The organism is Sphaerisporangium aureirubrum (genome assembly GCF_042658925.1).
In the GTDB taxonomy this organism is placed as follows: Bacteria; Actinomycetota; Actinomycetes; order Streptosporangiales; family Streptosporangiaceae; genus Sphaerisporangium; species Sphaerisporangium aureirubrum.
On the sequence record NZ_JBHSRF010000023.1, the window covers coordinates 103,538 to 115,111 of the forward strand.

Below are 11,574 nucleotides of genomic sequence, written 5' to 3' on the forward strand. Positions count from 1 at the left end.
CGTCCGCCACCAAACCCGGCATCACATTCACGACAGGAGTCGACCATGACCACCCCGGCGATCAAGACGGTACTGCACCCGGTGTCCGACCTGGCGAAGGCCAAGGCGGTGTACGCCGCCCTGCTCGGCGTGCAGCCGCAGACCGACTCGTCCTACTACGTCGGCTTCGAGGCCGGCGGCCAGCAGATCGGGCTGGTGCCCGGCAGCGGCATGACCTCGCCGGTGGCCTACTGGCACGTGCCGGACATCGAGGCCAAGCTGGCCGAGGTGACCGCCGCGGGTGCCATCGTGAAGGAGGCCGCGCACGACGTCGGCGGCGGCCGACTGGTGGCCACCGTCACCGACCCCGACGGCAACGTCCTCGGCCTGCTCCAGGACAGCTGAGCGCTCGCCCCCGGGCACGACGAGGACCGCGAAGGCAGCCCCCCGTAACGATGGAGAGACGATGAGCATGGCCACCAGCGCGGACGGGCGGCCGCCCGCGCCGCACCACGCCGACAGCCACGACCTGATCCGCGTGCACGGCGCGCGCGAGAACAACCTCAAGGACGTCAGCGTAGAGATCCCCAAGCGCCGGCTGACGGTGTTCACCGGGGTCTCCGGGTCGGGCAAGAGCTCGCTGGTGTTCGACACGATCGCCGCCGAGTCGCAGCGGATGATCAACGAGACCTACAGCGCCTTCGTGCAGGGCTTCATGCCGACGCTGGCGCGGCCCGAGGTCGACGTGCTCGAAGGGCTGACGACCGCGATCATCGTCGACCAGCAGCGGATGGGTGCCGACCCCCGCTCCACGGTCGGCACCGCCACCGACGTCAACGCCATGCTGCGCATCCTGTTCAGCCGGCTGGGGCAGCCGCACATCGGCTCGCCCCAGGCGTTCTCCTTCAACGTCCCCTCGGTCCGGGCCAGCGGCGCCATCACCGTCGAGCGCGGCGCCGGCAAGACCGTGAAGCAGACCTTCACCCTCACCGGCGGCATGTGCCCGCGCTGCGAGGGCCGGGGCAAGGTCTCCGACATCGACCTCACCGAGCTGTACGACGACTCCAAGTCGCTCAGCGGGGGTGCGATCACCGTCCCCGGCTACAAGGCGGACGGCTGGTGGACGGTGCAGATCTTCACCGCGTCGGGCTTCTTCGACCCCGACAAGCCGATCCGCGACTTCACCGAGACCGAGCTGCACGACTTCCTGTACCGCGAGCCGACCAAGGTGAAGGTCAACGGCGTCAACCTCACCTACGAGGGGCTGATCCCCAAGGTCCAGAAGTCGTTCCTGTCCAAGGACCGGGAGGCGATGCAGCCGCACATCCGGGCGTTCGTCGACCGGGCGGTCACCTTCACCGCGTGCCCCGACTGCGGCGGCACCCGGCTCAGCGAGGCGGCCCGCTCCTCGAAGATCGGCGGCGTCAACATCGCCGACGTGTGCGCGATGCAGATCAGCGACCTCGCCGGATGGGTCCGCGGCCTCGACGAGCCGTCGGTGGCGCCGCTGCTCACCTCGCTGACCAGGACCATCGACTCGTTCGTGGAGATCGGGCTGGGCTACCTGTCGCTCGACCGCCCCGCGGGCACGCTGTCGGGCGGTGAGGCGCAGCGCGTCAAGATGATCCGCCACCTCGGCTCCTCGCTCACCGACGTCACCTACGTCTTCGACGAGCCCACCATCGGGCTGCACCCCCACGACATCCAGCGGATGAACGACCTGCTGCTGCGGCTGCGGGACAAGGGCAACACGGTGCTCGTCGTGGAGCACAAGCCGGAGACCATCGTGATCGCCGACCACGTCGTCGACCTCGGCCCCGGCGCCGGCACGGCGGGCGGCACCGTCTGCTTCGAGGGCACCATCGACGAACTGCGGGCCAGCGGCACCGTCACCGGACGTCATTTCGACGACCGGGCCTCCCTCAAGCAGACGGTGCGGACGCCCACCGGCGCGCTGCAGATTCGCGGCGCCACGGCGAACAACCTGCGCGACGTCGACGTCGACGTCCCGCTCGGGGTCCTCACCGTCATCACCGGCGTGGCGGGCTCGGGCAAGAGCTCGCTGGTGCACGGGTCGATCCCCGCCGGCGCGGGTGTGGTGTCCATCGACCAGAGCGCCATCCGCGGCTCGCGGCGGAGCAACCCGGCGACCTACACCGGGCTGCTCGACCCGATCCGCAAGGCGTTCGCCAAGGCCAACGGCGTGAAGCCCGCGCTGTTCAGCGCCAACTCCGAGGGCGCCTGCCCCGTCTGCAACGGTGCCGGCGTCATCTACACCGACCTGGCGATGATGGCCGGCGTCGCCAGCACCTGCGAGGAATGCGAGGGGAAGCGTTTCCAGGCGGCGGTGCTGGACCACCACCTCGGTGGCCGCGACATCAGCCAGGTGCTCGCCATGTCGGTGACCGAGGCCGAGGAGTTCTTCGGCGCCGGCGACGCCCGCACCCCGGCCGCGCACGCCATCCTCCGCCGACTGGCCGACGTCGGGCTCGGCTACCTCAGCCTCGGCCAGCCGCTCACCACGCTGTCCGGCGGCGAACGGCAGCGGCTCAAGCTGGCCACCCACATGTCCGAGAAGGGCGGCGTCTACGTGCTGGACGAGCCGACCACCGGCCTGCACCTCGCCGACGTCGAACAGCTGCTCGGCCTGCTCGACCGGCTCGTCGACTCCGGCAAGTCGGTCATCGTCATCGAACATCACCAGGCCGTCATGGCCCACGCCGACTGGATCATCGACCTGGGCCCCGGCGCCGGTCACGACGGCGGCCGGATCGTCTTCGAGGGCACCCCCGCGGCCCTCGTGGCCGCCCGCTCCACCCTCACCGGCGAGCACCTCTCGGCCTACGTCGGCGCCGCCGTCTGACCGGCGGCCCGCCGCGCCGCCGCGTCCGGGTCGCGGGTCCGCGACACGGTCAGGCGGTGCGGCGGGAGCGGGCCAGAGCCAGCCCGCCGAGGACCATGGAGATCAGGCCGATCACCAGGGCCACGTAGCCCCCGACTATCCCGTAGCCGGTGCCGGGACCGCCTTCGGCGGCGGCCACGACCAGCCCGCCGCCGGCCGCGCCGGCCGCGCCCGCCGCCAGGGCCGCCACGGCCCCCCTGCCTCTGCTCCTGGTGCCGGTGCGACCGGTGGCGCGGGCCAGGGCCAGGCCGCCGACGACGACACCGGCCAGCCCGAGCGCCGCGGCCACCAGGGACCAGAAACGACCGGCGGTCAAGCCGGTGGTGCTGACGGGGTCCGGCTGGACCAGGACGTACGCGGCCGCCGGCGTGGCGAGCCCGGGCAGGGCGGCCGCGGCGGCGAGCAGGTTACGGACGGACACGAGGTGCTCCTTCTACGACTGGACGTCGTCCGAGCATGTCCGCCGGACCCGCCGCGGGGCGTCCTGCCGGCGCAGGCACTTCGCGCTGCCGCCGGAGGCGCACCCGGCGGCCCTCGGATGCCGCGGGCGCCGCGGAAGGTACCGCGGGCGCGGTAGGCGGCCGATCGTCCGTGCGCAGGAGTCGCCCGTGCGAACCTGCGGTTAGGGTGCGCGCATGAGAACGGTACGGGCCGGTGTCAGGGACTGGGCGATCGCCGTCGGCGTGGCGGCGGCGCTGGTGCTCGCCGGGCTGTCCGGGCGGCACCCCGCCACGTACCTCGACCTGCTCGGCTTCGTGCTGCCGGTGGCCGGCGGCCTGGCCCTGGCCGCGCGCCGCCGGGCTCCGGTCCTCGTCCTGGCCGTCACCGGGCTGTGCGCGGCGGGTTACCAGGCGGCCGGGTTCGACGTGCCCGCGGTCGCGTACCTGTTCGCGGTGTACGCGGCCGTGCGGGCGGGGTACCGCACCGTCACGGTGGTGGTGAGCGTGATCATGCTGGCCGTTCTCCCCCTCGCGGCCCTGGCTTCGGGCCTGCACGACATCGGCGAGGCGTTCGCGCAGGCCAGGGGCGCCCTTGAGCTGGCCTGGCTGATCGCGGCGGGTGCCGCTGGTGAGGCGCTGCGGCAGGCCGAGCGGCGGGCCGACGAAGCCGAGCGCACCCGGGAGGAGACCGCGCGCCGCCGCGCCGACGAGGAGCGGCTGCACATCGCGCGGGAGCTGCACGACTCGCTCACCCACCAGATCTCGATCATCAAGGTGCAGGCCGAGGTCGCCGTCCACGTGGCCCGCAAGCGAGGTGAACAGGTGCCAGAGGCCCTGCTGGCGATCCAGGAGGCCGGGCGTGAGGCGACCCGGGAACTGCGCGCCACCCTGGAGGCGCTGCGCGACGACGACACGACCCCGCCGCGTGGCCTCGACCACGTCGCCGAACTGGTGGAACGGGCCCGGACGACCGGCCTGGACGCGACACTGACGATCGAGGGACGACGGCCCGACGTGCCGGCCGCGGTGGACCGGACCGTGTACCGGATCGTCCAGGAGTCCCTCACCAACATCACCCGTCACGCCGCCGCCGCGACGGCGTCGGTCCGCATCGACTACCGTCCCGGCACCCTCGCGATACGCGTCGACGACGACGGCAAGGCCACGCCGGGCACCGCCCCGGTGCCCGGCGTCGGGCTGCTCGGGATGCGCGAACGGGTCACCGCCCTCGGCGGCCACCTGCGGGCGGAACCGCGCGGCGACGGCGGCTTCACCGTCCAGGCCGAGCTTCCCGTGGACCGGACGTCGTGATCCGTGTCCTGCTGGTCGACGACCAGCCGTTGCTCCGGAGCGGATTCCGTGCGCTCCTCGACCTCGAAGACGACATCGAGGTGGTCGCCGAGGCCGCCGACGGGCAGCAGGGGGTGGCTCTGGCCAGGGAACACCTGCCCGACATCGCGCTCATCGACATCCAGATGCCGATCGTCGACGGCATCGAGGCGACCCGGCGCATCGCTGCGGACCCGGCCCTGGCCGGGGTGCACGTCGTCATCCTGACCAACTACGGCCTGGACGAGTACGTCTTCGACGCTCTGCGCGCCGGGGCGGCCGGATTCCTGGTCAAGGACATCGTGCCGGAGGACTTCCTCCACGCCGTACGCGTCGCGGCGCGCGGTGACGCCCTGCTCGCACCGTCGATCACCCGCAAGCTGATCAACCGGTACGTCAGCCAGCGGCCGGACACCGGCGCCCGCACGGCGCTGAAAGAGCTGACCAACCGCGAACGCGAGGCCGTCGCCCTGGTCGCGCAGGGCCTGTCCAACGACCAGATCGCCGACCGCATGGTGATCAGCTCACTGACCGCGAAGACCCACGTCAACCGGGCCATGACCAAGCTCCACGCGCGGGACCGCGCCCAGCTCGTGGTCCTCGCCTACGAATCCGGCCTGGTGGTCCCGCGCGACGCCTAGGAACTCGCCGGTCCGCGTCGGGCCACAAATGGCAAAGGCAAGGAGGTTACGCACTCCTTGCCACTTTCAATCTATAGCGCACCGGGGGGCTTGCGGCAAGACCCGGGTCGTGCCGCAGAATCGTCGGCCGAGGTCGCGACGCGGGTGCGCGCCGCCGGACCGCGTGGAGCGGCCGGCCGGAAGGCGACCTCGCCGAATGGGGGATTACATGATCGACGTGATCATCGCCGGTGGCGGACCGACCGGGTTGATGCTGGCCGGCGAGTTGCGGCTGCGCGGCGTGCACGTGCTGGTGCTGGAGAAGGACGCGGAGCCGACCAAGGTCGTCCGCGCGCTCGGCCTGCACGCGCGCAGCATCGAGCTGATGGACCAGCGCGGTCTGCTGGAGCGCTTCCTCGCGCTCGGTACGCGGTACCCGATCGGTGGTTTCGCCGGCATCGCCAAACCGTCGCCGGACCGGCTGGACACCGCGCATCCGTTCATTCTCGGCATCGCGCAGCCCGTCACCGACCGCCTGCTGGCCGAGCACGCCACCGAACTCGGCGCCGAGATCCGGCGCGGCCGCGAGCTGGCCGGGCTTGGCCAGGACGACCAGGGGGTGACCGCCGAGCTGGCCGACGGCACGCGGCTGCGCGCGCGCTACCTCGTCGGCTGCGACGGGGGGCGCAGCACCGTGCGCAAGCTGCTCGGCGTCGGCTTCCCCGGCGAGCCCTCCAAGGTCGAGACGCTGCTCGGCGAGATGGAGGTGACCGAGGATCCGGAGACGATCGCCGCCGTCGTCGCGGAGGTCCGCAAGACCCAGCTGCGGTTCGGCCTCATGCCCCTCGGCGACGGGGCGTACCGCGTCGGCGCGCCCGCCGCCGGGGTGGCCGAGGACCGCGCGGTCCCGCCGACCCTCGAGGAGTTCAAGCAGCAGCTGCGGGCCGTCGCGGGCACCGACTTCGGCGTGCACTCACCGCGCTGGCTGTCCCGCTTCGGCGACGCCACCCGGCTGGCGGAGCGCTACCGGACCGGCCGGGTGCTGCTGGCCGGCGACGCCGCGCACATCCACCCGCCGGCCGGCGGGCAGGGGCTCAACCTCGGTGTCCAGGACGCGTTCAACCTGGGCTGGAAACTGGCCGCCGAGGTCGGCGGCTGGGCCCCGGATGGGCTGCTGGACAGCTACCACACCGAACGGCACCCGGTGGCCGCCGACGTGCTGGACAACTCCCGCGCGCAGATGGAGCTGATGTCCACCGAGCCGGGTCCCCAGGCAGTGCGCCGGCTGATGGCGCGGCTGATGGACTTCGAGGAGGTGAACCGGTACCTGATCGAGAGGAACACCGGGATCGGGATCCGCTACGACTTCGGCGAGGGGCCCGAGCTGCTGGGGCGGCGGCTGCGGGACGTGCGGCTGAAGCAGGGCCGCCTCTACGAGCTGATGCGCGGCGGCCGCGGCCTGCTGCTCGACCAGACCGGCCGGCTCTCGGTGGCGGGCTGGGCGGACCGGGTCGACCATGTCGTCGGCACCAGTGAGGAACTGGACGTGCCCGCGGCGCTGCTGCGGCCGGACGGCCACGTGGCGTGGGTGGGTGAGGACCAGCAGGATCTGCTCGGCCGGCTGCCCAGGTGGTTCGGCGCCGCCGCCAGCTGAGCGTCGCGGCACGGGCCGCCGAGGGTCATGGCTGTCCGGGTGTCCGGGGGACGAGCAGCCGCCGGTTGAACGCCTCGGTGACGGCGGCGGCGCGGTCGTTGACGCCGAGCTTGGCGTAGATGTTCAGCAGGTGACTCTTGACCGTCGCCTCGGTGATGAACAGCCGGGTGGCCGCCTCACGGTTGTTGTTCCCGGCCGCCACGAGTTCGAGGACCTCCAGCTCTCGCGGGCTGAGCAGTTGCGGGGCGGGCGTCCTGACCCGGTTCATCAGCCGGGCCGCCACCGAAGGGGACAGCACGCTCTCGCCCCTGGCGGCGGCCCGCGCGCCTCGCAGCAGGTCCTCCCGGGGGGAGTCCTTGAGCAGGTAGCCGGTCGCGCCCGCCTCGATCGCCGGAAGTACGTGAGCGTCGGTGTCGTAGGTCGTCAGGACCAGCACCCGCGCGACGACGCCGAGCCGGGTCAGCTCGGTGATCGCGGTCAGCCCGTCCATGCCGGGCATGCGCAGGTCCATCAGGATCACGTCGGGCCGGAGCTCCTTGGCGAGCCGTACGGCCGCGGCGCCGTCCGCGGCCTCTCCCACCACCTCGAATCCGGGTGCGGAGTCGAACATGCCGCTCAGCCCGTCCCTGACGACGGGATGGTCGTCGGCGATCAGCAGCCGGATCGGGGTCTGGGCCGTGTGGCCGGTCATGCGTGGCTCCCGGCCGGAACGGTGGGGATGGAGGCCGAGATCCCGGTTCCGGCGCCGGGTTCGGACTCGACCTGAAGGCTCCCGGACAGCTCTTCGAGACGCTGCCGCATGATGGTCAGCCCGAACCCGCCACCCGAGGGCGAGGTCGGTGACGCGCCGAGGTGTGCGGGGTCGAAGCCCTTGCCGTCGTCACGCACGTCCAGCGCCACCTCGTGGTCCAGGTAGGACAGCGTCACCCCGGCCCTGGTCGCGCCCGCGTGCTTGGCCACGTTGGCCAGCGCCTCCTGTGCCGTGCGCAGCAGCGCGAACTCGGCCTCCGGCGCCATCGGCCGCACCGTGCCGGTCGTGGTGACCTGAACGGCGAGCCCGTGCAACCTCGACCACCGGCCGGCGACCTCGGCGAGCGCGTCGCCCAGGCGCGTGGTCTCCAGCGGCTCGGGCCGCAGCGCGTCGACCGAGCGACGGGCCTCGGACAAGGTCTCCCTCGCCAGTCCTTTCACGGCCGCGAAGGGCCGCTGCCACTGGGCCGGGACCTCGTGCATCTGCTCGGCCGCCTGGAGTTGCGCGATGATCCCGGCCAGCCCCTGCGCCAGGGTGTCGTGGATCTCCCGTGCCATCCGCCGGCGCTCGTCGAGGACTCCCGCCTCCCTGGCCTGGGTGAGCAGCTGGGTGTGCAGGCCGGCGTTCTCGGCGAGCGTCGCCGCCAGCAGCCGGTTCGCCCGGCTCAGCTCGGCAAGGGCCTGGAGGCGCTGCTCCCGCTCCTGCTCCGCGAGCCGGAGCACCCAGGCGGTGACGCACATCATGACGACGTTGACGACGACGATGAGCGCGGAGATCGCCAGACCGGAAGCGGTCGTCTTGGGGGCGTCGGAGGCTTGCGCGGTGCCGGACACGATCGCCACGGCGGCCACGCCCGCCAGCCGCCACGGCCAGCGCAGGAGGGTGAACGCGTAGATGTAGGGGGCCGGGGTGAAGAGCCCGAACCAGGGGTCGCGCACCACCAGGATCGCGGTGATCGCCAGGAGCCCGGTGAAGAAGACCCCCATGATCCGTGGCCGTTCCCACCAGGCGGGACGCAGGGTGACCATGCCGAGCATCCACGCCGCGGCCAATCCGCACAGGCCGAGGTCGATGACCAGGGAGTCACCCGCTGAAGGCCCCTTGGCCACTTTGAAGACGACGAGCGCGGCCAGCAATGTGTACGGCACCACGGTGATCAGGAGGAACGGTGGTTCTCCCTGCGCCGCGGCCACGGGCCCCGGCGGCCTCCGCCTGCTCAAGATTCTCTCCTCCGCGCCGAGTCTATTCCCAGCGGAACCAGCGGACCGCGACGACCGCGCACCCGGCCGCGTAGGCCGCCAGGATCAGCAGGGGGAGGGCGGACGGGAACCCGCCCAGGTACGCGTCCTGGAACGCCTGCATGCCCGCGCCGAGCGGGGTGTAGTGGCTGATGGTCCGCAGCACCGGGGGCATGAGCGTGATCGGCACCCAGAGACCGGCGAAGAACATCATCGGGAAGAACAACACCGTGCCGATCGCCGAGGCCGAGTTGCGTCCGGGCACCACCGCGGTGACCAGCAGGCCGATCGAGAGCAGCGCCGAGGCCGCGAGCAGCCAGGCGACGGCGAAGCCGATGAGGTTCCGCGGCAGGTCGACGCCGAAACCGAGCCCGGCCACCGCGAGGAAAAGGATCATCGCGACGAGCGCGATGACGAGGTTGGCCACGAGCTGGGCGGTGAGCAGCCGGGCCGGGCCGATCGGCGTGGTCCGCATGCGCCGCAGCACGCCGTTCTCCCGGTATCCCGCGAGCGTGTTCGGCAGGGCGGTCAGGGCCAGGATGGCCAGGTTGAACAAGATCAGGACAGGCACGTACATATCGAAGATCGTCAGGGCGCCGCCGGCCTCCGGAGGCTCCCGCAGGGCGGGGATGCTCCCCAGGATGATCAACACGATCAGCGGGCAGCCGACACCCCAGATCGGTGCGACCTTCTCGCGGACGTACAGCGTGAACTCGACTTTGACGAGCCTCCACGTCACCGAACCGCGCTTGACGGCGACCGGGGATGTGGCGGTGTTCAGGGCTGACACGAGTGGGGCTTCCTCTCTCTGTGGCCTTCGTGGTCTCGCTACACCGGGCCGGATCCGGAGGTGACGTCGAGGTGTTTGCCGGTCAGGGCCACGAACGCGTCCTCCAGGCTCGCCTGCTCGACGCGCAGCCCCTCGGCCACGATCTGGTTGCGGGCCAGGACGGCGGTGACGGCGGTGAGCGCGTCGCCGGTGCCGTTGACGAGCACCAGGTCGCCCCGGCGGGTGACGCCGAGGACATCGGGCAGGCTGGTCAGCAGGTGATCGTCCAGCGGCCGGGACGGGCGGAACCGGATGCGCTGCTCGATGTGCGCCCGCTCGATCAGGCCGGCCGGAGTGTCCACCATGACGACACGCCCGGCGTCGATCAGCGCCACCCGGTCGCACAACCGCTCGGCCTCCTCCATGAAATGGGTGACCAGCACGATCGTCACCCCGCGCGAGCGGCAGCCCTCGATCAGCTCCCAGGTGTCGCGCCGTGCCTGCGGGTCGAGACCGGTGGTGAGCTCGTCGAGTATCGCCACCCGGGGGCTGCCGACCAGCGCCAGCGCGATCGAAAGCCGCTGCTTCTGGCCACCGGACAACTTGGCGTACCCGGTCTTCGCCTTGTCCGCGAGGCCGAGGCCGTGCATCAGCGCGCGCCAGTCGGCCGGCCTCGGATAGAAGGAGCTGTACAGTTCCAGCGCCTCGGCGACCCGCAGCCGGTCGGGAAGCCGGCCGGCCTGCAACTGGACGCCGAGCTTGCCGGTCAGCTCCGCGCGGTCCCGGCGGGGATCGAGCCCCATCACCTTGATCTCACCGCGGTCCGGCGTACGGAGGCCCTCGACGCACTCGACGGTCGTCGTCTTGCCGGCGCCGTTCGGGCCGAGTATCCCGAAGATCTCGCCCTCCTGAACGGTAAGCGAGACATCGTCGACCGCGACCTTGTCGTCGTAGCGCTTGTGGAGGTTGCGCACCTCGATCACTGCTGGCATGCGCGCATCGTCCTTCCCGGGCTCGGCCCCTCGGTGATCGGCTGCGTTCAGCCTGCTGGACCGGCACTCCCGCGAACATCGATCAGTGGACGGGACCTTGCCGCCGAACGGTGGAGGCGCCGGCCCAGCCAGGCGGGTGGTGGCGATCCACCGATCGGTGGATCGCCACCGGACGAAGGCGTTCTCGCGCCGCGACGGCGGTCGCGTTCGACAGGCAGCCGGGGACATGGAGAACCCCCGGACCCGCATGGGTCCGGGGGTTCCGCCTCTGCGTCTCAGGAGGCCGGGTGCAGGTCCAGGCGATCGCCTGGGCCTGCGGGATGGAGCCGGTTTCCGGTCAGGCCCGGGTCCACCTCTGGTTGGCCGAGCCGTTGCAGGTGGCGATGGTCACGCCGCTGCCGTTGCCTGTGCCGGTTACGGCGAGGCACAGGTTGTTGGCGCCGTTGGTGACGGTGCCGCTGGAGTTGAAGGTCCACTGCTGGTTGGTGTTGGTGTGGCAGTCCCACAGCTGCACCCGGGTACCCGATCCGGCGTTCGTCGGGGAGTCCAGGCACTTGCCGAGGACCTGCAACTGCCGGCCGGAGGAGTAGCCGAACCGCTGGTTGGGGTTGGTGTGGCAGTCGTAGACCTGGAACTGGGTGCCGTTGGCGGTGGCGCTGTTCGGCGAGTCCACACAGCGACCCGCACCCTCGTTACGCAACCGGAACGAGGTCGCCGTCGGGGTGACGGTAGGCGTGACGGTCGGGGTCACGGTGGGGGTCACGGTCGGGGTCACCGTGGGGGTGACGGTGGGGGTGATGGTGGGTGTGATGGTGGGGTTGGTGTCGGTGAGGGTGGGGGTGGTCCAGTCGCGCCATTCGGTGAGGTTGCCGCTGGCGCGGGAGGAGATGCGCATGGTGC

At 71.7% G+C, this 11,574-nt stretch carries 11 protein-coding genes; 5 read left to right on the forward strand and 6 right to left on the reverse strand.

Features of this window, described 5'->3' with window-relative positions; all coding sequences use genetic code 11:
- Nucleotides 1–45: 45 nt before the first annotated feature.
- Together ACFP1K_RS17855 and ACFP1K_RS17860 are read left to right on the forward strand one after the other, a co-directional pair.
- Nucleotides 46–384: a VOC family protein gene (locus ACFP1K_RS17855; RefSeq protein WP_380754288.1), complete on the forward strand. Its 339-nt coding sequence runs from the start codon at nt 46–48 to the stop codon at nt 382–384.
- Nucleotides 385–445: 61 nt separating this feature from the next.
- Nucleotides 446–2,842 carry an ATP-binding cassette domain-containing protein gene (locus ACFP1K_RS17860; protein WP_380754291.1) on the forward strand — a complete coding sequence of 799 codons (2,397 nt, stop codon included), beginning with the start codon at nt 446–448 and terminating at the stop codon, nt 2,840–2,842.
- Between the two features lie 49 nt (nt 2,843–2,891).
- Here ACFP1K_RS17860 and ACFP1K_RS17865 read toward each other — a convergent pair whose 3' ends face one another.
- Nucleotides 2,892–3,302 carry a DUF6223 family protein gene (locus ACFP1K_RS17865; protein WP_380754294.1) on the reverse strand — a complete coding sequence of 137 codons (411 nt, stop codon included), beginning with the start codon at nt 3,300–3,302 and terminating at the stop codon, nt 2,892–2,894.
- A gap of 214 nt (nt 3,303–3,516) precedes the next feature.
- On the opposite strand from ACFP1K_RS17865, the gene ACFP1K_RS17870 reads away from it, so the two are divergent.
- From ACFP1K_RS17870 to rox, 3 genes are all read left to right on the forward strand, one after another.
- Nucleotides 3,517–4,632 (forward strand): histidine kinase, encoded by a 1,116-nt coding sequence (locus ACFP1K_RS17870; RefSeq protein WP_380754297.1) that lies wholly within the window; start codon nt 3,517–3,519, stop codon nt 4,630–4,632.
- Nucleotides 4,629–5,291: a response regulator gene (locus ACFP1K_RS17875; protein WP_380754300.1), complete on the forward strand. Its 663-nt coding sequence runs from the start codon at nt 4,629–4,631 to the stop codon at nt 5,289–5,291. Before ACFP1K_RS17870 ends, ACFP1K_RS17875 begins: the two co-directional genes overlap by 4 nt.
- Nucleotides 5,292–5,499: 208 nt before the next feature.
- Nucleotides 5,500–6,924 (forward strand): rifampin monooxygenase, encoded by a 1,425-nt coding sequence (rox, locus tag ACFP1K_RS17880; RefSeq protein ID WP_380754303.1) that lies wholly within the window; start codon nt 5,500–5,502, stop codon nt 6,922–6,924.
- A 25-nt stretch (nt 6,925–6,949) separates the two neighbouring features.
- On the opposite strand, the gene ACFP1K_RS17885 is transcribed toward rox, so the two are convergent.
- The 5 genes from ACFP1K_RS17885 to ACFP1K_RS17905 all read right to left on the reverse strand — a co-directional run.
- On the reverse strand, nt 6,950–7,615 hold the full coding sequence (locus tag ACFP1K_RS17885) for a response regulator (protein WP_380754305.1): 666 nt from the start codon (nt 7,613–7,615) through the stop codon (nt 6,950–6,952).
- The gene (locus ACFP1K_RS17890) at nt 7,612–8,895 is read right to left on the reverse strand and encodes a sensor histidine kinase (protein ID WP_380754308.1); all 1,284 of its coding nucleotides are present in this window, start codon (nt 8,893–8,895) and stop codon (nt 7,612–7,614) included. The genes ACFP1K_RS17885 and ACFP1K_RS17890 overlap by 4 nt, the downstream gene beginning before the upstream one ends.
- Before the next feature lie 22 nt (nt 8,896–8,917).
- Complete coding sequence (locus ACFP1K_RS17895; RefSeq protein ID WP_380754310.1) at nt 8,918–9,703, reverse strand: ABC transporter permease; 786 nt, start codon at nt 9,701–9,703, stop codon at nt 8,918–8,920.
- Between the two features lie 38 nt (nt 9,704–9,741).
- On the reverse strand, nt 9,742–10,674 hold the full coding sequence (locus ACFP1K_RS17900) for an ABC transporter ATP-binding protein (protein WP_380754312.1): 933 nt from the start codon (nt 10,672–10,674) through the stop codon (nt 9,742–9,744).
- A 337-nt stretch (nt 10,675–11,011) separates the two neighbouring features.
- A partial coding sequence (locus tag ACFP1K_RS17905; RefSeq protein ID WP_380754315.1) for a ricin-type beta-trefoil lectin domain protein occupies nt 11,012–11,574 on the reverse strand: 563 nt, incomplete at its 5' end.

Coding starts and splice junctions, on each gene's coding strand:
- rox (WP_380754303.1), top strand. CDS start 5,500: ATGATCGACGTGATCATCGCCGGTGGCGGACCGACCGGGTTGATGCTG.
- ACFP1K_RS17855 (WP_380754288.1), top strand. CDS start 46: ATGACCACCCCGGCGATCAAGACGGTACTGCACCCGGTGTCCGACCTG.
- ACFP1K_RS17870 (WP_380754297.1), top strand. CDS start 3,517: ATGAGAACGGTACGGGCCGGTGTCAGGGACTGGGCGATCGCCGTCGGC.
- ACFP1K_RS17860 (WP_380754291.1), top strand. CDS start 446: ATGAGCATGGCCACCAGCGCGGACGGGCGGCCGCCCGCGCCGCACCAC.
- ACFP1K_RS17900 (WP_380754312.1), bottom strand. CDS start 10,674: ATGCCAGCAGTGATCGAGGTGCGCAACCTCCACAAGCGCTACGACGAC.
- ACFP1K_RS17885 (WP_380754305.1), bottom strand. CDS start 7,615: ATGACCGGCCACACGGCCCAGACCCCGATCCGGCTGCTGATCGCCGAC.